Genomic DNA, 23,180 nt, shown 5'->3' on the forward strand with positions numbered 1-23,180 from the left:
CGATTAATTCTCAACTTCTCAAGCCATCGAGCATATGAATGAAGGAAAAGATATTCATACACAATAAATGGTCAAAACGACAATCCCCCGCTGATGATTGGCTTTGATGTAACCCAAACTGCTAACGCGCCCCCTCCATATTAGCACTAAAAACAATTCATTAACCTACTTCCAGCCGTGCCCGCCCTGCTTCACCAAAATAACAATTATGCAAAATGTTAAGTTATACTGTATACAATATAATCTCATTGATGTAAGTTACACAAAGCTGTCGTAACGTACAAAAATCCACCGAACCTCTATGGTTGGAGGTTAGGTTACTAATATAAAAGAATATTTATGCAGTTCCAGGGAAATAACAAAGTACCAATAACGGTACTTATAACAACACTACAAGTTAACTTAGATGAAAAGAAAGCACGTTCTTAACATCCATATGTTAACAAATAAAAACAACAGGAGAACACTATGCCTTTTTCTCAACGTGTGTTGGCAAAAACACCGACCAGAAAAACACTCTGCCAGGCTACGGCTATTTTGCTGACTACGCTGTCCCCCAACACTGTATTTGCAGGCGAGCCTGTCAAAGTCAGTCAAACTGAACTTGATAGTAGGATACAATCCGTATTTGCGAATTCCACCAGCCATAAACATGGAGGACTGATCTGTGGTACTGACCATAATTCGCAGGATTGGTCTGCTATCCAGAAAGAGAATCTCAGACAACGGTCTTTGAGTTCTAGTTTTGCATCGCACATTATGTCTGAGCTTGCGAGTCAGGACGATATTGCAGCAGAGAATGGCAATGGTGTTCCCGGGCGTTACTATATTCCAGTGGTTGTGCATATTTATGGCGACAGATACAACTGTGAAACAGGCACCTACTGCTTAACCGAGCAAAAAGTCATAGACGGACTGAACAAGTCTAACCAGGATTTCCTGGGTTTAATCACAGATGATGGACCCATTGCGCCCGAGTTTCAGGCGATCAGGCAAAATCTCAACATTGAATTTGTATTGGCAAAAAAAGATCCAAGCGGCCAACCAACAAATGGTATTGTCCGCCACCCAGAAAAAGCAGGATATGGTAAAGGCAGTGGCGTTGACGATCAAATTTCAGCCGATGCCTGGGACAACTTTAAGTATATGAATATCTATATTCAGCAAGACTTATATGATGATGGCTCAACGAATAATTCCGGTGTAGCCTGGTACCCTCAGTTGAGCATGTCGCAAAATGGCTTGTCACGGGTTGTTTATAATGGTGATTATGTTGGTGCTAACACCAATGAAAACTTCCGCTCTGTTTTGACCCATGAGTTTGGCCACTGGCTAAACCTGCCCCATACCTTTGATGGTGATGTCTGTACTATTCATTCTGAGGCTTTTTGTAATGCGACTGGTGATGGCTCGTGCGATACGCCGCAAATGAGTAGCAGCATATTACAGAACAACGCAAAAAACTGTTTGGGTCAGCCGACAAACACAGAAAACTTTATGCACTACTCCGACAACTATGCCATGTTCACCAGTGATCAGGTAGACAGAATGACCGCTGCCCTTCATGGGCCTGCAAGGGCAACGCTTTGGTCTAATGCAAACCTGATAGCAACTGGCCTTGATGAGTATACCAGCAATGCTGATCATCCATGGGATGGCACGTCCGGCGCGGTTACGCCGCCAAAGGGCGATGTTATTCAGTCGTTTACAGATCTGTCAGGTCAAAAAGGCGATGTGGATAACTACGAGATCTCGGTGCCGGCTGGTACGCAGGCTGTTGCATTTTATTTGGATGGTTACGATGAAGACCCTGATATGTATGTCTCTAAGGGCCAAGCACCGGTGAAAAATGGCGATAACTGGGACGCCGATTTTATCTCATTCAGAAGCGCGGGTTCTCCGGAGCTGGTGACTATTTCTGCTCCATCCAGTACAGTGCCCTATCATACTACAATTGACGCCTTTAGTGCCTATTCAAATGCGACGCTCAGTGTCATTTCTGGCACTGACAATACACTGTGCAATGGCTGTGAGCGCGTATTCTTAGCTGAAATTAATAACCTGGAATCTGCTAAAGGTGCCGATCCAAAAACCTATCAGTTTGAAATCCCATCTGATGCTGTACGCACGGTTGCGGTAATGCCTGGCGGGTATCAGGGTGATCCAGATGCCTATGTTAGTATGAACTCAGTGCCAACGGCTGATAAACATGACTGCGGGCCATTCAGTGCACCAAGACACAGCGAGTACTGCGAATTTGCAGCTGGCGGTGGCCAGTTAAATATCATGGTTGACCCTTTCCTAGAGTATAGCGGCGCTTCGTTAGTTGTTTATTATGAACGAGCTGGTGACTCTGGCTTACCCATCGCACAAGCCAATGGCCCTTATAGTACCACTATTGGCGAGTCTATTCAGTTTAGCAGTGCGGGCTCAAACGATGCTAACGGAAGTATTGTTAGTTATTACTGGGAATTTGGTGATGGTAACACGTCCACCGCTGTAAGCCCTGTACATACCTACCAAAACGCAGAAGCATATACTGTGAAACTGACCGTAACAGATAATGACGGTAACACGGCAACAGATACTGCAACTGCTGAGGTGAAATCAGAACTTGTGGCCCCTACTGCACTAGCCAATGGCCCCTACTCTGCCATGTCAGGACAAGCCGTCGCCTTCAGCAGTGCAGGTTCTGAAGATCCGGATGGCAATATTGTTACTTACCTGTGGGAGTTTGGCGACGGCAACTCAAGCAATGAGCCGAACCCCGGCCATACCTACACTCAGACTGGCGACTATATGGCAACTTTAACAGTGACAGATAACGATGGACTGAGTAACAGCGCGCAAGCCGCCGTAAGCATTTCCGGCATTGAATACTGTTCAGCCAGTGGCAACACCCGATATGAATGGATCGCAAATGTACAAAATGGATCGTTTAGCAACCCTTCTCAGGCAGACGGATATGGTGATTTTTCTAATCAGACTATTAAGCTTACAGAGGGATCTAACCTGTTTACCTTTACGCCAGGCGGAAGTTACACCGAGCATTGGGTTGCCTGGATAGATTTTAATAACAATGGTCAGTTCGAAGAATCTGAGCAGGTTATGTCAGACGTGTCTGGTAAAGGCGAAGTGACAGGCTCAATTAATGTTCCTGCAAATATGGTGGGTTCTAAAGCCAGATTACGTATTGCTATGAAGTACAACGGCGCTGCTGCCAGTGCCTGTGGCTCGGTAGGTGATGGAGAAGTTGAGGACTATACCGTTGAGATCATGCCCAAAGATATCAGTGGCTCGGTACCTGATGCATGTGCGACTCAGCAGCCAGTAACCGGCGGTCGACTGGTGGCGGGCGAAGCGACCTGTCTGGGAGGAGATGGTACTTTATGGTTATCTATTGGAGATATTAATTCTGCACAAAGCCTGGCTATTACAACAGCGCATGGCAGTGGAAGTCTGAACATCTTGTACAAAAATGGTGGCTGGCCAAGTGATAACGATAAGGACGCACAATCTAATTCTGGTGGCACATCGGAATGCATTCAAATCGCAGCTGGAAGCCAGTATTGGTCTTACCTAAAGATCTCTGGTAATGCAGAAAACGCCAGCATAATTGTCGACTTTGACGCACAGCAATGTCGTAAGCAGTAGTCGATAACAAGCTTAAGCCAAAAAGCAGCACCTGAAAAGTGCGCTGCTTTTTGGCTATTACTCTTTTCTAAGGTGCTCTTGCAGGAACTTACCTGCGTTCACAAAGTTAATAGAAAACTGACCGCCCATTGCTAAAGATAGTCAGAATTTACAAAACCTACTGGAACTTCTTAATGCAGATCATGTGCTTATTAAAGGGCCAAATAGGTGTGAATTACTCATAAATTATCACTAGCTATTTACAATCATTTACATGAAAAATATATCATCACAACCCTTAAAAATATGAATTAAATATTACAAAACAACTAGCTGTGTGAAATCTGATCAACTCTTATAACCCAAACCTCATCTAATATAAGTAAACGGAATTTAAAATAAAAGTAACCTCGTGTTTACATTTAAACACCTTCTGTACGCAATGCTGAACGGAAGGAACAACAACTAAATCTAGGGAAAAACTATTATGACAACGAATAATTTAAAAATTGGTGCCGTTGCGCTGGCTATTTCAGGCATGTTCGCTGCAACTCAAGCTGTGGCAAATAACGCTGAAGCGTTCAATAGCGTTGCAAGTATGGCGCAGTTGAGCCAGAAAATTGAAGGTCAAAACACCGCAGGCACGCAGTTTATCATTAAATACAAGGACAATAGTAATCAGCTTATGTCCATATCTGAGGCCGAGATGTCTCCGGCGATGATGAATTCACGAGCACAAAGTTTTGTTAAGAGCTTCAAGAGTAAAAATAAAGCGTCGTTACAAACTAAATATGTCCGTCAAATGGCACTGAGCAACCATCACGTTATGCGCGTAGACCAAACGCTTTCTGCGGCTGATGCCCATAGCCTGATGCAGGAAATGGTCGAGACAGGCAATATTGAATACATAGAAATCGACCAGATGTTGCAACCTTTCGCTACCCCTAATGATCCACAGTACTCAAGCCAGTGGCACTATTTTGAGTCTGCTGGTGGTATCAACGCACCTGCTGCGTGGGATAAGGCAACGGGTAATGGTGTGGTAGTGGCTGTACTGGATACTGGTTACCGCCCTCACTCAGATCTGAACGCAAACATCCTGCAAGGTTACGACATGATCTCCAACTTGTCAGTTGCAAACGACGGCGGTGGTCGTGACAGTGATGCACGTGACCCGGGTGATGCAGTATCTGCCAATGAATGCGGCTATACACATAGCGCTCGCAGCTCTAGCTGGCACGGTACACATGTTGCGGGAACGGTCGCGGCGGTTTCAAACAACGGTCAGGGTGTGGCTGGTGTCGCTTATGACGCCAAAGTTGTACCTGTACGTGTACTAGGTAAATGTGGCGGTCTGACTTCTGATATCGCAGACGGTATCATCTGGGCATCAGGTGGTTCAGTATCAGGCGTACCATCTAACGCAAACCCGGCTGATGTCATCAACATGAGCTTAGGTGGTAGCGGTGCATGTAGCTCAACGACACAGAGCGCTATTAACACGGCGCGTGCTAATGGTACGACCATCGTAATCGCAGCGGGTAACGACAACTCAAATTCTGCCAATTTCAATCCGGGTAACTGCTCCGGCATCATCAATGTTGCTTCTGTAGGTCGTAACGGTGGCCGCGCTTACTACTCAAACTACGGTTCAAACATCGACGTTGCAGCACCCGGTGGCGCGCAAAGTTTTGCGAATGACCCAGAAGGTATTCTTTCTACCTACAATTCGGGAAGCAATACGCCTTCCAGCGATAGCTATGCATACTCACAAGGTACGTCAATGGCAGCGCCTCACGTTGCGGGTGTGGCTGCGCTTATTAAACAAGCTAAACCTTCAGCTAGTCCGGACGAAGTTGAAAGTATCCTGAAGAGTACTGCTCGTAGTTTCCCCGCCACTTGTAGCAGTTGTGGTAGCGGTATCATTGATGCTTCAGCCGCGGTGGATGCAGCATTAAATGGCACCGGTGGTAATGAGTTGCAAGATGGTGTAGCCAAATCCAGCCTGAGTGGTAGTTCGGGCAGTGAAGCCTTTTATACATTCAACGTTGGTAACGGTGTGAGTAAAGTGACGTTTACAATGAGCGGCGGATCAGGCGATGCAGACCTGTATGTACGTGCAAACGCGCAGCCTACTCTCTCTACATACGACTGTCGTCCTTATAAAAATGGCAATAACGAGGTTTGTACTGTTAACAATCCATCGGCAGGCACGTTCCATATCATGTTACGAGGCTACTCGTCCTATAGTGGAGTAAGCCTTAAAGCTCAAACAAACTAAGGTTTTGCTGCAAGCCGGACAATCTTTTCCTAGCTTACACTTAACTTGTATATAGCCTATTCAGTTTATGCTGAACTATCAATTGGGCATTGTGTTCCCGTTAACGCACTGCCCTTTTTATTTTAAGATACATAGAGAGCGAAAGACTTGGTCTTTCGTATTCATGGTTAACGTACACCTACAAACAATCTCCTAACTGGCTTCACTTTGTTTTTGACTCATCAAAAAAACAAAACCTTTCTGAAATTAAAACGGGCTTGTCCGGTCTTCTTGGTACATCCATTTGCATAGGACTATTATGTCACACTCAACAAATTATAAGGTGATTGCTTTTACCGTTGCCCTAAGCCTGATGTTACTCGGTAGCTCGTTTATTCTTGGGGGGAATATTGGTTATGTAGAAAAAGCCCTGGGTTTTTACTCGCTCAACGATTTATATTCAATGCAGAGTCTTAGTCAGGTATTTGGGCTATTTTTCTTAATTACGGGCATAAGCGTTGGCGCCGCACTTTTTATAACTCAGTTACGCAGACCGCAATTTGCTTTGCTCGTTGTATTGAGTGGTATTATGTTGCTAACCCTGTTCGACGCTGGTCGCTGGATTGCAGCACACGGCGGGTTTCCGGTTATTGGTTCAGGTCAGGGTATTATTAAGTATTTTGCTCTGTTACCTTTGGCACTTTATTTATGTTTCACTAAGCGGATCTCAGCACGCCAGCATGCGATATTAAATTATATTCCCGTGGCTATTGTACTTTTCTGGATTGGTGGAATGAAGTTTCTAGAATTGGAAGCCAAGGCCATAGTGCCATTGGTCGAAACCTCCCCGTTTATGGCATGGCTTTATCAGGTGTTCACAATCCAGCAAGCGTCAGATTTAATCGGTGTTTATGACCTGGGATTTTCAATACTACTTGGTGCCGGCATTTGGCTTGGCAGACGTAATCTGGTTTTGATTGGTATAGTCGGTACAGGTGCTGTATTTATTATGACACAGACATTTTTGTTCACAGCCGATGGTGGGTTTTCACCGACTACTCTGATAGACGGGTTGGGGTTATTCATAATCAAAGATCTCTGGTTCATTTGTAATCTTGCCATCATCTTCGAGTACGCTCGCGAATTGCATGCTTCGAAAGCAGAAAATTAAGGCTTAAGTGCTCGCTGCGGATAACGCGCGAGCTCGGTTTTCCGTTGCAATCTTGCTGAGCTTAGTTCAGAATGAAACACTGTTTATATAATCAGTGTTATACACATACAATGACGCCATTAGTTGATACGCTTAAGCAGCTCAGGTACTTAGTCGCACATCTTGAGGACAATACACTCGAGACAGAATACCCAGATATTGCTAACTTTCTTACCAATGAGGTCTTTGATCCACATTGTTGTAAAAATGATCTGGCGTTTCTATATCAATTTTTGTATGTATATGGTCGCAAGTCAGAAGCCACATTCAATCGATTTCGTAATGAAATAGAGCGCTTCTATCTTTGGTCCTGGACAATAAAACAAGCCTCTGTATTTGATCTGAAACGTGAAGACATTGAGGCATATGTTGAGTTTGTCGTTGAGACCAGTGACGACTGGGTTGCCCAATCAGTGCAATGGCGTTTTAAGGATAGCAATGGTTTAAGGGTTGTTAATTCAAGCTGGCGACCCTTTGTTTATAAGACTAATGGGGTTAGTCAGCAAACACTCGCATCAATGTTCACCGCATTAAATGTGTTTTATAAGTTTGCTATCTTGGAAGAAAAATCATTCGCTAACTTTGTTCCTGTGGTGAAAAAAAACTGCCCTTATCTCGTAGTACAGTCACAAATTAAGATGCCAGATACACTGAGTAACCTGCAGTGGGAATATGTGTTTGGTGTTACAAAAGACCGTTGCGAAAATGACCCCAAGCTTGAAAGAAATCTGTTTACATTAGCATGTTTAAAGGGATTATATTTACGGATATCCGAATTGTCTGACCGCCCGCAATGGGCACCGGTAATGAGCCATTTCTGGCAAGATCCAGATGGTTTTTGGTTTTTGCGTATAATGGGCAAAGGAAACAAGCTTCGAGATGTAACATTAAGCGAAGAATTCATCGAGTATTTAAAGCGATATCGTTTAAGCAGAGGGCTGACTTCCTTGCCTCGCGTCGATGAACCTCACCCCATCATTCATAAACTTCGCGGTAATGGAGGCATGAATGTAAGACAAATTCGCAGAATCGTGCAGGAAAGTTTTGATCTGGCAATTAAAAAGCTCAATGAGGATGGGTTTCAGGAAGAAGCTGAAAACTTACAAGCAGCTACATCACATTGGCTACGTCATACTGGTGCCACGCATGATGCGCAGCACCGCCCCCTTAAACATTTATCCGAAGATCTGGGTCACTCAAAAATAGCGACGACCGATCAAATATATATCCAGACCAATATTAAAGAAAGAGCAAAGTCTGGAATAAAACGTAAATTGTAGATCCTGATTTCAGATAATAAGTGCGACATTCATGGTAACGCATAGAAGAGGAAGCCAACTACTGAAAGTGGTACGCTCTTCTCGCCAAAGAAACAAGCAGTACTACCATGAAATATCAGCAGTTGACCGAGGGCAGAAGATACCAGATTTCCACATTATTGGAAGTGGGTTGTTCTGCCTCTGAAATCGCAGAAAAAGTAAAATGTCATCGCTCCACCGTTTATCGAGAGTTAAGAAGGCATAAAATCAACGAGTCATATTGCCCTGATTCGGCGCACGTAATGGCTATAGGGAAACGCAAAACGGCACGGAAATACCGTATCCCTCAAAAACGAATCGACTTCATCCGAATACTACTGCAATCAGATTGGAGTCCGGAACAAATTTCAGCAGTATTGACGAGCGTTAAACAGCCTGTCAGTCATGAGTGGATCTATCGTTATGTTGCTGTTGATAAACGCAATGGCGGAAAACTCTATCGTCACCTACGTCAAGGGCATAAGCGATATAGACGAGGTAGAAATGACAAAGGCCCTGCGATTTTAAATGCAATGTCAATTGATGGACGACCCGAAGTCGTGGAAGAGCGAACACGGCTCGGGGATTGGGAGATTGACACCGTATTAGGGAAGCAAGGAACTGGTGCCCTGGTCACTGTTTTGGAGCGAAAAACACGCTTCTATCTTGTCAAAAAAGCCGCATCGAAATCAGCGGAAGATGTTGCACAGGCAACGATAGAACTGCTTTCGCCTTATAAAAAGTACGTGCATACAATCACGGCAGACAATGGCGGCGAATTTGCCGCTCATGAACTCATTTCGGCCTCTTTAGAGGCGGATTTCTACTTCGCGCATCCTTACTCTTCCTGGGAGCGTGGGGCAAACGAAAATGCAAATGGTTTGCTGCGTCAATATATAAAGAAAGGCACTGATTTGCGAGAAGTAAGTGATGCAGACGTCGAGTTCGCGATGTCGCGGATAAATTATCGACCGAAAAAGTGTTTGGGTTTTAAGCAGCCAGCTGTAGTATTCAAAGAAATGATGCAGGCCGCTTAATTTAGGTAAGAGTGTCGCACTTCAGGGTTGAATTCGGGGATCTCTTTTTTATTCTTAATACCACGAAAGCCTAATGATTTATTTGAGCATCATTGGGTATCGTTGTTACTTCATGAAAATCGAATAGAGCTCGCTTACGTCTAATAAAACACGAATCAATATTGAAATGTGATTCGTTCATATCGGCTTTGTGAAACAGGCGTTTAAACTCAGTATAAAAAATACCTCTTCAGCAAAGCTAAAGTCCTGATTCGAATTATCTGTGCTTTCAAAGAGCGTATCTGAATCGCTTATTTCAGTACTAAAAATGGAAGCTCTGTAAATTCTCTGACCCGTGTTCACACCACTATAGTTAAAATTCTCCGATCTCTTTAATTTATATGTGAGGAAGAACACATCATACAATGTTGCGCGATACTACTTCCGCCACATAATTCCCGTCTATCTTAAAAAAACAATCAAATGGAATGTTGATTTTTAAATTATGTTAAATCGAGGTTTGATTAGAGAATCAAGGAATGGAGTTGTAACTAAAATCGAAAAGTAGCGACACAAATACGTATCGCTACCATCTATTGTATTAAAGATTCTTTGCAATGTACTCTATCGGATGCATTGGTTTTTTATTCTCGTAACGCTTAACCTGGCAACGACAAGAAAAGCCCGTAGCCAGTACTGTTTCTTCTGCCATATTACTCGTGTGTTTTTGCCACGACATTTCATATAACGATCTTGAATTGTGCTGATGATCGGTTTCATGGCCATAAGTGCCAGCCATTCCGCAACATCCTGTTGCTGGAGTCTCCAAGTTCACACCAAGTTGCCCAAAGATATCTTTCCAAACAGTTTTGCTTTCAGGCATCGCACTGGTTTCTGTGCAATGACTAAGTAACTTGACAACGGAGTTGCCGTTTACGTTTGACAACTTCCCAACTGAACTCCAGTCCTGAATTGACAGCCACTCATGTGCAAGGTGAACTGTAAATGCTAATTTGTCTTCATTCAGGATCTTGAGATATTCGTCTCTGTAACACAATACCAAAGAGGCATCTAATCCAACGAGTGGCCGGCCATAACTGGCAATACGTGACAAAAACTCAGTGGCAGACTTAGCTGTTGATTTGAATTCTTTTAAAAACCCTTTTACATGTTGAGCTTTACCGTTTGGAACAAATGGTAAGAGCACTGGCTTTTTACCGAGTTTAGTAATTACTTGCATAAATGCTTCTACTAACTCAGCTTCGTAGAAACTGGTAAACGGATCCTGAACGATAAAAATTATATCGGACATTTGTTCTTTTGATAGTGTAGAAAACTTTTTCTCGTCGTACTTATACTCACTGTTGGTGCGTTTGTCTAAAGTTGGTACGCTTAACGTTGGCGTATCTACATAACCTACAATATTTTTCAACGCGGATTTGACAGGAGCAAAATTCACAACAAAGTTAGTAAGTCTTGGCAGCTTTGCCATCAGAGGCGTTGTTTGTTCCACATTTGCAACAAGGTGATCCTTTAATGGACGGTTGTATTTACTGTAATACAGATTTAAGAAGCGAGCCCGAAAACTCGGCACATCAACTTTAATCGGGCACGCAGTGGTACACGCTTTACAAGCAAGACATTCATCCATTGATTCTTTGACTTCATGTGAAAAGTCATAGATGCCCTGTTGTTTCTTTCGATTGTTTCTAAAACGCTCCCACCAGGTGGTATCGTTTTCTTTTTCTATCAGCGTTTTCTCTGATGATAGTAAATCGACCCCCTGCTCTTCCTGAAGACGAAACCACTCTCGTATCAGAGAAGCTCTACCTTTTGGCGAGTGCCGACGGTCTTTGGTCACTTTATATGACGGGCACATAGGAGAGGCTTCATCATAATTAAAGCAAAGTCCATTACCGTTGCAGTTCATTGCATTTTCAAAGCTTTCTTTGACTTCAATATTAATCGCTCTGTCAAACCATGCACGTTTCTGTCCGTCAACACTGACCAGACTGTCACTACATTCCAGAGGCGTACAGATTTTTCCTGGGTTAAGGCGGTTATTTTTATCAAATGCAGATTTTATTTTTCTCAGTTCAGTGAAAAGTTTGTCACCGAAAAATTCCGGGCCGTATTCACTACGATACCCCTTACCATGTTCCCCCCACATGAGACCACGATATTTAGCTGTTAATGCAACAACCTGGTCTGAGATTTCTCGCAATAATTTTTCTTGTTCGGGATCACACATATCTAAGGCGGGTCTAACATGAAGTACGCCAGCATCTACATGACCAAACATACCATAGTGTAGTCCTTTGCTATCCAAAAGAGCCCTAAACTCAAGAATAAAATCTGCGAGATTTTCTGGTGGTACTGCAGTATCTTCGGCGAATGCAAGCGGCTTCTGTTTGCCTTTCGTATTGCCAAGTAAGCCTACAGCCTTCTTACGCATAGCGTAAATTTTTAGGATATCTGCTTTATCATTAGTAAGTTGATAGCCAACAACACCCGCTTCCTGGTTGGTGATAAGTTGGTCAAGTTGGCTGCATAACGAAGAAACTTTTCCTTCGATTTCTTCTGGGGTCTCGCCATTAAACTCAACCATGTTGAGGCCCTGAACCTCAACTCCTGGAACATCCGAGATTAAGTCCGATACTGAATGCCAAATGATGTCTTGCTTGGCTAGATTCAAAACTTTACTGTCTACTGTTTCTACGGAAGTTGCATTTGCTGCAACTAGGAAAGGTGAGTTCCTCAAAGCAGACTCGAAAGAATCGTATTTAATATTGATGAGTGTTTTATATGGCTGTATGCGGGTTACGTTCAGTTTCGCTTCGGTAACTATCCCTAACGACCCTTCAGACCCTGTGATTACACGGCTTAAATCAAATGTGGTCATCTCATCGTCAAAGACATTTTCGAGATCATAGCCCGTAAGGAATCTATTTAGCCTTGGAAACTTTTCAAGTACCAGGTCTCGATTTTCGCGGCAACTCGTTAGTACCGCCTTATATACTTCGCCGACTCTGTTGGTTTGCGCTGCTAATAATTCGGCTTTTTCGAGATCAAGTTTATTGGTGTTGAGCTCAGTACCGTCTACAAGAATGGTTTTAAGTTCTAATACGTGGTCACTGGTTTTACCGTAAACCAAAGACCCTTGACCAGAAGCATCTGTATTGATCATGCCTCCAATAGTCGCGCGATTACTGGTTGATAGATCTGGCGCAAAAAAGAATCCGTAAGGCTTCAGAAAATCATTCAATTGATCTTTTATGACGCCAGTTTGTACTCGCACCCAGCCTTCTTCTTCATTTATTTCAAGAATTTCTCGCATGTAACGAGACAGATCGACCACTATCCCAGGTGTAAGAGATTGCCCGTTAGTACCTGTTCCTCCCCCTCTGGGTCCAAAGCTTAAAGACAAAAAAGGGTCCAGAGATGCTACTTGCATTGCAACTTGTACATCTTTGGTATTCTTAGGGTAGATAACGGCTTGAGGTATTTCTTGATAGATACTGTTATCAGTAGCAGTGACTATACGGGTCGCATAACTTGTATCTGTATCCCCGCTAAAGCCTTGGCCGCAAATTTTACTGATGTAGTCATTTAATAATGTGTTGGCAGAATTCTGCTGGGTAATTTCGGCAATCATGACGGTAATAATTTATTGCTTTGGCATTATTGTATCATGTTGAGTCTCGTTAAAAATCCGGAATTTTTTGTTTTGTTACACTTTGAAAAGGATCAAAGCAGGTATATGGAGTAAATTTAATACTAATATCGAATTTGAGGTCACACTATGAATAAAATTATGATGAACTTAGTTGCAGGGGTTTGTGCTTTGCTAGCGATGGTGTTTATTGTGGTACCAGGCCCGTCGATTTTCTTTCTGCTTGGTGCGTTGCTTTGCTTATCCTTCAATTACCCATGGGCACGAGTATGGCTGAAAAAGAGTCAAGTATGGTTTAAGAGTGCCTGTGTTCAACTAGACAAGCGTTTTAGATAATTTTTTAAAAAAGGCCTGCATGATGCAGGCCTTAATCAATCTTTACTAAGCTTTGTTTTGCTCGGCAAGGTATAGCCAGGTTTCAAGAACAGTATCAGGGTTGAGCGATACTGAATCGATGCCCTGATCAACCAACCAGGCTGCAAAGTCTTCATGGTCAGAAGGTCCCTGTCCACAAATACCTACATACTTACCTTTTGCTTTGGCTGTTTGAATTGCCATAGAAAGCAGCTTTTTGATGGCCGGGTTACGCTCATCGAATAAGTGAGCAATAAGGCCGGAATCACGGTCAAGACCAAGAGTAAGCTGAGTTAAGTCGTTCGAACCAATCGAGAAGCCATCAAAATACTCAAGGAATTCTTCTGCTAACAATGCGTTAGAAGGTAACTCGCACATCATGATAACTTTAAGACCATTTTCTCCGCGTTTAAGTCCGTGCTCTTCGAGTAGCTGTATAACCTTAGCAGCTTCTTCAAGTGTACGAACGAATGGGATCATGATTTCAACGTTATCGAGACCCATTTCGTTACGAACGCGTTTGATTGCTTCACACTCAAGGGCAAAACATTCGCGGAAATCTTCAGAGATATAGCGAGATGCGCCGCGGAAGCCGATCATTGGGTTTTCTTCTTCCGGCTCATACTGTTGACCGCCAACAAGGTTTGCGTATTCGTTAGACTTAAAATCTGACATACGAACAATCACGCGCTCTGGTGCAAATGCAGCGCCAAGGGTAGAGATACCTTCGACAAGTTTAGCGATGTAGAATTCAACAGGTGACTCGTAACCAGCAATAATTTCTTTGATTTCAGCTTGTAAATCAGCTGGTTGAGTGTCGAAATTGATCAACGCTTTAGGGTGTACACCAATCATTCGGTTAATGATGAACTCTAGACGAGCAAGACCAATACCAGCATGTGGCAACTTAGCAAAATCAAAAGCACGGTCTGGGTTACCCACATTCATCATTATCTTCATCGGAATGTCAGGCATTGAATCGATACGTGATGAGATAACTTCAAAGTCTAGTTTACCCTGGTAGATATATCCAGTGTCGCCTTCTGCACACGAAACCGTTACTTCATCACCATGTTTAATGGTGTCGGTCGCATTACCACAACCAACTACTGCCGGAATTCCCAACTCTCGAGCGATGATTGCAGCGTGACAGGTACGACCTCCACGATTCGTTACGATTGCAGCTGCGCGTTTCATGATCGGTTCCCAATCCGGGTCTGTCATGTCAGTAACCAGGATATCGCCCTGCTCGACTTTATCCATTTCGTCAATCGAGTTTAGTACGCGTACGACACCACTACCGATTTTGTGGCCAATTGCACGACCTTCACAAACGATGCTTGATTTTTCTTTAAGCTGATAACGCTCCATTACGTTAGCATCTTCATTAGAGCGTACCGTTTCCGGGCGAGCTTGTACGATATAAAGCTTGCCATCGTTACCATCCTTTGCCCATTCGATATCCATTGGACGGCCGTAATGCTTTTCGATGATAACAGCCTGCTTTGCTAATTCCTGTACTTCGCTATCTGTGATGGAGAACTTGTTTGACAGCTCAGGGTCCATATCAACAATCTCTACTTGTTTACCGTGAGATTCATCGTTCGAATAGACCATTTGAATTGCTTTGGAGCCAATGTTACGTCTTACAACTGCTGGCAAGCCCTTGGCCAGTGTTGGCTTATGGACGTAAAACTCGTCGGGGTTTACTGCGCCTTGCACGACCATTTCACCAAGACCATAGCTTGAGGTTACGAAAACGACGTCCTCAAAACCTGATTCTGTATCAATAGTAAACATAACACCTGAAGATGCTTTGTCTGAACGTACCATACGCTGAATACCAGCTGATAAAGCGACGCCGCGATGGTCGTAGCCCTGGTGAACACGATAAGAAATTGCGCGGTCGTTGAACAAAGAGGCAAAAACGTGCTTGATAGCGACCATTACTGCGTCGATACCTTTAACGTTAAGGAAAGTCTCTTGTTGTCCTGCAAATGAAGCGTCTGGCATATCTTCGGCTGTTGCTGAGGAACGAACAGCAAAGGAGACATCGTTGCTTTCATCGCCGTGTAGTGAGGCGTATGCGTTGCGAATGGCTTGGTCTAATTCTGTCTGGAAAGGAGTATCAATAACCCATTGGCGGATTTGTGCGCCGACTTTGGCAAGTTCGTTGACATCGTCAACATCGAGGGAATCGAGAATAGTGTGAATTTTCTCATTCAGGCCTGATTGCTCGAGGAATTCATTAAAGGCGTCTGCCGTTGTTGCGAATCCACCGGGTACTTGTACACCTGCATTGGCAAGGTTAGATATCATTTCACCCAGAGAGGCATTTTTACCACCAACCCTAGGTACGTCTTGCATACCTAATTCTTGATACCAGAGAACGTAGTCTTGCACGGAACTGTCTCCAAAAACAAATTGTATTTAATGTGAGAGAAAAATTGACCTTCCTATAGGTCGAAGGCATTCTACAACTTAATGCATAGCGGCGTAAACCGCGACACGAAAAAATACTAAAAAAGTAATTGAAAGGTTAAAATGAGAACTGCATTTTATATATCTGATGGAACAGCGATTACATCAGAGGTGTTCGGGCACGCAACACTGTCGATGTTTCCCGTAGACTTTAATCATAAGACGATCCCTTTTGTGGAGACTGTCGAAAAAGCGGAAAAAATCAAAGAGCTAATTAATGCCACAGCCCAATCAAGCGGCGAAAAGCCGCTGGTGTTTTTCACATTTGTCAACCCGGTATTGTCCGATATTATCCTTACTTCTGATGGCGTTTGTTATGATTTCTTATCATATTCCAGCGAAATAGTGAAAAGAGAATTGAAAGTCGCTCCGGTGCCAAAAATTCACCGAACGCATAGTATTCATGAAGCAACTTATGATTTCAGAATTGATGCAGTCAACTACGCCCTTGCCAATGACGATGGCGCAAATGTTAAAGATTATGAAAAAGCTGACATCATTTTAGTGGGCGTTAGCCGAAGTGGTAAAACCCCAACAAGTTTGTATTTGGCACTTCAATATGGAATTAAAGCAGCAAATTATCCAATGACAGAGGATGACCTTGAAAAAGGCGCGTTACCTAAGTGTCTGATGCCGTATAAGCAAAAGATTTTTGGTTTGACGATTGATCCAGAACGTTTGTCGGCAATCAGACAGGAGCGTATGGCAAATTCGAGGTATGCATCTCTGCGTCAATGTCGGATTGAAGTAAGAGAGGTAGAAATGCTGTTTAAGAAGAATAAAATTCCTTACCTAAATTCCACCAAATTTTCAGTTGAGGAGATATCAGCCAAGATTATGTCTGAAACAAATCTGGAAAGGCGTAAATACTAATAAAAGGGCCCTGAGGCCCTTAAATCCATATTCTATACTCGATTTCTTGCATCTTTTAGCAGGTCAGCAACCAGGAACCCGAGTTCCAGGACTTGATCTGCGTTTAAACGTGGATCACATTGTGTACGGTAACGCTGTGCAAGGTCTTCATCAGAGAGACCATATGCACCGCCAATACATTCGGTAACGTGTTGACCTGTCATTTCTAGGTGAACACCACCCGGGTATGAGCCTTCCGCTTTATGTACTGCGAAAAACTGGCTGATTTCACGTAATATATTATTAAAACTACGCGTTTTATAACCTGTACTTGCCTTTTCTGTATTGCCATGCATCGGGTCAGAACTCCACACGACCTTACGCCCTTCTTCCTGAACTTTTCTGACCAAAGCAGGTAGTTTTTCTGGTAAAACATCTGCCCCCATTCTGGTAATTAGCGTAAGGCGACCAGGTATGTTTTCTGGATTCAAAGCGTCGATCAATTCGATAAGCTCGTCAGGTTTCATACCTGGGCCAACTTTTACACCTATAGGGTTTTTTATGCCTCTGAAAAACTCAATGTGTGCATGATCTAGTTGCCTTGTACGTTCTCCGATCCAAACAAAGTGGGCTGAACAATCATACCAGTCTCCACTTAGGTGGTCTCTTCGAGTTAGGGCTTGCTCATAACCAAGTAGCAGTGCTTCGTGCGATGTATATAAGTGTGTTTCCCTAAGACTTGGCGCAACTGTAGAGTCGATACCGCATACTTCCATAAACTCAAGCGCTTCTTGAATTCGATTAGCCAGTTGTTGAAACTTCTCTTTCATAGGGTTTGCAGCAACAAAGCTCATATTCCATCGGCTTACTTGGTGAAGGTCTGCAAGTCCCCCTTGAGCAAACGCTCGAAGTAGATTGAGCGTTGAAGCGCTGTGATGATAGGCCGTTAGCAACCTTTTTGGATCTGGTATGCGAGCTTCTTCTGTAAATTCAAAACTATTTACTATGTCACCACGGTAGGATGGCAGTGCTACACCGTTGATTGTCTCAAAATCGGATGACCTCGGTTTAGCATATTGACCTGCCATTCTTGCTATTTTTACAACTGGACATTTGCCACCATAGGTCAGTACAACAGCCATTTGCAAAAGTGTTTTAAAGGTGTCTCTTATGCTTGTAGCGCTGAAGTCTGCGAACGATTCTGCACAGTCACCGCCTTGCAACAAAAATGCTTTTCCTTCACACACATCAGCTAAGCTTTTATACAGACTACGAGTTTCTTCAGCGAATACTAAAGGTGGTGCTGCATTGATCTGTTTTTCTACTGATTCAAGCTCAAATTTATCAGGGTATTCAGGTTGTTGAACAATCGGATGTTCTCTCCAGCTATCTGGGCTCCAAGGTTTCATATTTTCCTCATTCCTCATTAGTTACCTCAAAGGCAAGGTACCTTATAGACGCTACAGCTTCAAGGATATTTCGAAGAAATTAACGGATTAAACACAACAAAGAACACATCATACACTTTAACAATTAAAATCAAGTCAGCATTAGTGTGATTTTAGATAAATTTACCAGAGTCAAACGCTAGATCTGTTCGGTCTATTTGATGGTCAGAGGGTCATTCCTTGCTCAAAATAGAATTATGTTAAATTGGCGTGATGTTAAGAATTTTGCGTATCTCTCCCCTTCCGACCAAAACAACTACTTCAATGCAATCCCAACATATTCCTTGTGCCCAGATCGAGTATCGTATTCCGATTAGTTAAAAGTTCACTGTCACAACCTGCATTGGCTTCTTGAGCCTAGCATTGTTCAACGCGATGTTCATCACTCCTGTACTATTGATACGTGTAGCTCAATTGAATTTAAAATTAGATAATCTTAATAATGCCACAACTTAAGCTCAATCACTTCTTTGTCTAAATATGCAGTGAACAAATTGCGCCCCCCCCTACCAAGGAAGAATTTGGTCTAAATCAATCAAAGCGAAAAGATACGCTTCATAACAAGATACCAAATTTACACCGATTTACTGAACTCAAGTATCATATAGCCTTGAAAACCAGGGCGCTGTCACTAATAGAGAGAAATGGCAGATTTTAGGTGGCAAGCAAATCTACATCCTATAACGGGGTAATCAAATTATTTTTATCGCGCGCTAAGCTGGTGACCTTCAGAGAGAGCGAACAAAGATACAGTGATTTATTGGTTTAATAACAGCGTGAAGGTACAGCGCAATTCAGCTTCAAGGAGAGCAAGGCAAAAACAATGTATCAAAACTATTCTTATGAGCATAACCGACAAGAAGCATTGGTTAGCTAAGAAAGTATCGTGCAAGTTGGAGCCTAGAAATAACGACCATAAGAGATCTCAAGTACAAAAGCCAATATAGTTAAGCGACATAAGTTTTCTATAAGTCACGAAAGTTAAACTATTTGGACCTCGTCATTGAAACATTTTTTGAACACCAAAATTCGCAGTTCAGATAACACGAGCAAGGTGTCTAAAGAAAGCTATTTTTAGCCGAAGTTGACTTCATTAAGCCTTATTTTTTGAACTTTCGTGCCTATAAATATTACTCGATCAACGCCCAAGATTTGGGAATTGTCCTACATTGAAACAAAGTAACCAATTAATCAGAAAATGTATGTAACAGAGACTATTATTCATTTAATACAAAAAGACTAGTATAGAGAGAATAGTTGTAAGGAGAACGATGTTCCAGGATCGTTTGTATAAGCAAAGCAATGCTCTTTTACTTTATTAGCCTCTGCTCCTGAAGTTGCCAGTAATTTCCTATCCCCCTGGCCTATTCTATATAGAGAACCTGAGGCAGGAAGAGTTGTACAAAAGTGTTAGATGAGCTAAAATAAGAGGAACACATCATACTTTTGTTATGCTTAATTTTATCAAAGCAATTGATTCGTTTTTAAGAAAATTAATCAAGCACGATAGAAAGTAAGTGTATAATCACTTCAGTTTTTGAATAGTTTTTATTGGTTATCTCATGAAAAGTAAACTTTCTATAAGGTCGCATTTTGATTATCTTTTTGAACAAATCTCTTTGTTCTGTGACGAGATACAAGCCGCTGATATTACACAAGCTGTCTATTTTAAGCTCCCAGCTGTAGAAAAAAAGGACGAAACTTCAGCTCCTGAAAGCATTCCTGTAGAAAAATTGACGGGAGATGTAGCTCTTTCGCATTGCGTTAGGTCATTTAAAGATCTTTTTCTTGATAAGAAAGAGAGTGGTAAAGTACTTACACGCCACCCAGGACTACTACTAGTTAACGATCCAAAAAGTGAAATTCGAAATCGACTTGTAGAAATTAACGCAGCCAAAGATGCCTTTAAAGAATTGGTTTTAGAAATTGCAAATAACGACGCAAGATTCGAAGCCGTACATAGTGCTGTACCAGGGTTAGTTACTTTGGCAGCTTATAGAAAGATACACTTTGAACACACAGTCCCATACTCAGTACGTTTTACTTGGATGACCAAACATTCAACAAAAACGTTATCTAAAAAGGCCGCTCTGGATATACTACAGAGGTCATCTCAATATACAAATCCAAGAGCAATTGACCAAAATAATTGGCAATCAATTGTTGAACAAGAACGGCTTAGGGTTTCAAGTTTATCGTCATCAGCAAAGCTAAGAATAAGGCGCCCTACCAGAGTCAGCCCAGAGGTAAATGTTCGTTTTAGTGCAAAAAATCGATATCATGTAAGCGGCGCATTACCATTTGTTCTTTTAAATCCGCAAAAAGAAACAAAGATAGGTGAGTTGAAACATTACATTCGAGAAGATACGGATCCACGAAAAAAAGAGTACAATTATTTAATTGAGAGAATTTACTTAGAAAAAGTTAATGAGTAGCACTCATAGAACCTGAGACTAACACATCACGTTAGTCAGTAGGAATAAATTAGAAAATGAAAGTACAGTGTATGTTGTAAGTTAAATTTCTATTCCCCCGAGCTTTTTAAACGAAAGGTTAGCTCGGTCAATATACTTTAGTTTAGAAACTTTACTCCTCATATATCTACTTTGGCTCATTGATTTTTTATCTCTTGGGAGGCAATGTATGGACTCTTTAAGTTATTATCTTTGTTATTCCTCTTGCACAGTCCGTTTCGTTATAGCAGTGTAATTAAGTTAAGGAATCAATGGTACGTAATCACTCTCTCAATACTTATATAGTGAGAAAATACTTTATAGATAAAGTTATATAAATGTATAAAAAATATATCGAGAGCCTTATTAAAGCCCTAAAATTTTTTCTCTTTAATAAAGTCGAAAAAGTCTTACAGAATATGACCAAGCAAAAGGCATGTTGCAAGTAAATTTCTAACTCATAATGAATACAATTCGTTAGAATCCGATCATGATGCTTAGAACACTTCATGGAATCTGTATCAAACCCAATAAGAAAGACCACCCGAAATACAGCTACCAAAAAGTAGGCCAAGTCTGGAACACCTCACAACATTAAGTCTTATTTGGCAATTTAAAAATACTCTGAAATACATAGCTCGTTATGCTCTTAATCTATCACTAGATCTTTAAAAACCAATGAGCGCATTCGTTAGCTAGATAACTATTATTTTCCCAACCAAAATTATAGGTATCAGGTTCAAGCCTCTAAGCCAACCACTTAAGAACACATCATAATTTAGGCGTTACAATAATTTGAACATCGCTACTGTGTAACCCTATCGAGCTAGCATAGCCACCAGTACCTAACCATCGCTAGTAACCACGCCAACACAACGAATTGAAACATACAAACTTGATTCTGTACTCCATGGCCAACCTGTCCACGCCTGGTTTGAAAATTGAGAACACATCATAAAGTTAAAGGAATTATACTGAAATCATGGCTGCTTTTTCACCTTATTCATTTAACATAGCCACCAGTTTCTAACCCTTGATCCGCATCTCGTTTTCAAATGGAGAGATATAGATAATCTCACACCAAGAAAACCCCATACTGGATCGCCTCATCCTACCATCCATATTTGCCAAAACGAAGGCTTCACTTCACCACCTAAAAAGAACACATCATAAATTAAAAGGCACTATACTCAAATCACAGCTACTTCTTCACCTTATTCATTTAACATAGCCATCAACGTCTAACCCTTGATCTGCATCTCGTTTTCAAATTCAGAGATATAGATAATCTCACACCAAGAAAACCCTATACTGGATCGCCTCACCCTACCATCCATATTTACCAAAACGAAGGCTTTACTTTACCACCAATAAGAACACATCATAAAATAGGCGCTACAATAATCAGAACATTGCTACTGTGTAATCCTATCGAGCTAGCATAGCCACCAATACCTAACCGTTGCTAGTAACCACGTCAGTACAACGAGTTAAAACAGACAAACTTGATTCTGTATTCCATGGCCAACCTGTCCGCGCCTGGTTTGAAAAATAGAGAACACATCATAAAGCAAAAAGAATTATATTCAAATCATGGCTGCTTTTTCACCTTATTCATTTAACATAACCACCAGTATCTAACCCTTGATCCGCATCTCGTTTTCAAATGGAGAGATATAGATAATCTCACACCAAGAAAACCCTATACTGGATCGCCTCATCCTACTATCCATATTTGCCAAAATGCAGGCGTCACTTCACCACCCAAAAAGAACACATCATAAACTAAAAGGCACTATACTCAAATCATGGCTGCTTCTTCACCTTATTCATTTAACATAACCACCAGTATCTAACCCTTGATCCGCATCTCGTTTTCAAATTCAGGGATATAGATAATCTCACACCAAGAAACCCCCATACTGGATCGCCTCACCCTACCATCCATATTTACCAAAACGAAGGCTTTACTTTACCACCAATAAGAACACATCATAAAATAGGCGCTACAATAATCAGAACATTGCTACTATGTAATCCTATCGAGCTAGCATAGCCACCAATACCTAACCGTTGCTAGTAACCACGTCAGTACAACGAGTTAAAACAGACAAACTTGATTCTGTATTCCATGGCCAACCTGTCCACGCCTGGTTTGAAAAAATTGAGAACACATCATAAATTTAACAGCACTATTCTCAAATCATCTCTGCTTTGTTGCCTGATTAATTTAACATAGCCATCAACGTCTAACCCTTGATCTGCATCTCGTTTTCAAATTCGGGGATATAGATAATCTCACACAAAGAAGACCCAAAACTGGATCGCCTCACCCTACCATCCATATTTGCCAAACGAAGACCTCATTTTACCATCAAAAAGAACACATCATAAAGTAGGCGCTAAAATAATCAGAACATTGCTACTGTGTAATCCTATCGAGCTAGCATAGCCACCAATACCTAACCGTTGCTAGTAACCACGTCAGTACAACGAGTTAAA

The 23,180-nt window shown here is 42.0% G+C and carries 11 protein-coding genes; 8 read left to right on the top strand and 3 right to left on the bottom strand.

The window, feature by feature from the left end; translation table 11 throughout:
* Nucleotides 1–468: 468 nt before the first annotated feature.
* The 5 genes from ELR70_RS02070 (at nt 469) to ELR70_RS02090 (ending at nt 9,438) form a co-directional block, all read left to right on the top strand.
* A complete protein-coding gene (locus ELR70_RS02070; protein WP_054016578.1) occupies nt 469–3,654 on the top strand; it encodes a M43 family zinc metalloprotease in 3,186 nt (1,061 codons plus the stop codon).
* A gap of 466 nt (nt 3,655–4,120) precedes the next feature.
* The gene (locus ELR70_RS02075) at nt 4,121–5,914 is read left to right on the top strand and encodes a S8 family peptidase (RefSeq protein WP_054016577.1); all 1,794 of its coding nucleotides are present in this window, start codon (nt 4,121–4,123) and stop codon (nt 5,912–5,914) included.
* A gap of 298 nt (nt 5,915–6,212) precedes the next feature.
* Complete coding sequence (locus ELR70_RS02080) at nt 6,213–7,064, top strand: DUF417 family protein (protein WP_054016576.1); 852 nt, start codon at nt 6,213–6,215, stop codon at nt 7,062–7,064.
* 110 nt (nt 7,065–7,174) lie between these two features.
* Nucleotides 7,175–8,383 carry a tyrosine-type recombinase/integrase gene (locus tag ELR70_RS02085; protein WP_054016575.1) on the top strand — a complete coding sequence of 403 codons (1,209 nt, stop codon included), beginning with the start codon at nt 7,175–7,177 and terminating at the stop codon, nt 8,381–8,383.
* 107 nt (nt 8,384–8,490) lie between these two features.
* Nucleotides 8,491–9,438 (top strand): IS30 family transposase, encoded by a 948-nt coding sequence (locus tag ELR70_RS02090; RefSeq protein WP_054016422.1) that lies wholly within the window; start codon nt 8,491–8,493, stop codon nt 9,436–9,438.
* Nucleotides 9,439–10,018: 580 nt separating this feature from the next.
* Here the strand turns inward: ELR70_RS02090 and ELR70_RS02095 are convergent.
* Entirely contained in the window at nt 10,019–13,072 is a 3,054-nt protein-coding gene (locus ELR70_RS02095) for an FAD-binding and (Fe-S)-binding domain-containing protein (RefSeq protein WP_054017696.1), read from the bottom strand.
* Between the two features lie 162 nt (nt 13,073–13,234).
* Here ELR70_RS02095 and ELR70_RS02100 point away from each other — a divergent pair, with 162 nt between their 5' ends.
* On the top strand, nt 13,235–13,426 hold the full coding sequence (locus ELR70_RS02100) for a PGPGW domain-containing protein (protein ID WP_268795185.1): 192 nt from the start codon (nt 13,235–13,237) through the stop codon (nt 13,424–13,426).
* A 45-nt stretch (nt 13,427–13,471) separates the two neighbouring features.
* On the opposite strand, the gene ppsA is transcribed toward ELR70_RS02100, so the two are convergent.
* The gene (gene ppsA, locus ELR70_RS02105; RefSeq protein ID WP_054017695.1) at nt 13,472–15,847 is read right to left on the bottom strand and encodes a phosphoenolpyruvate synthase; all 2,376 of its coding nucleotides are present in this window, start codon (nt 15,845–15,847) and stop codon (nt 13,472–13,474) included.
* Nucleotides 15,848–15,988: 141 nt separating this feature from the next.
* Between ppsA and ELR70_RS02110 the strand changes: the two genes are divergently transcribed.
* Nucleotides 15,989–16,798, top strand: coding sequence for a pyruvate, water dikinase regulatory protein (locus tag ELR70_RS02110; protein WP_054017694.1), 810 nt, complete (start codon nt 15,989–15,991; stop codon nt 16,796–16,798).
* Between the two features lie 32 nt (nt 16,799–16,830).
* Here the strand turns inward: ELR70_RS02110 and ELR70_RS02115 are convergent, their stop codons facing one another.
* On the bottom strand, nt 16,831–18,186 hold the full coding sequence (locus tag ELR70_RS02115) for a 3-deoxy-7-phosphoheptulonate synthase class II (protein WP_054017693.1): 1,356 nt from the start codon (nt 18,184–18,186) through the stop codon (nt 16,831–16,833).
* Nucleotides 18,187–19,787: 1,601 nt separating this feature from the next.
* Between ELR70_RS02115 and ELR70_RS02125 the strand changes: the two genes are divergently transcribed.
* Nucleotides 19,788–20,660, top strand: coding sequence for a DNA replication terminus site-binding protein (locus ELR70_RS02125; RefSeq protein ID WP_054017692.1), 873 nt, complete (start codon nt 19,788–19,790; stop codon nt 20,658–20,660).
* Nucleotides 20,661–23,180 lie beyond the last annotated feature (2,520 nt).

The organism is Pseudoalteromonas sp. R3 (genome assembly GCF_004014715.1).
In the GTDB taxonomy this organism is placed as follows: Bacteria; Pseudomonadota; Gammaproteobacteria; order Enterobacterales; family Alteromonadaceae; genus Pseudoalteromonas.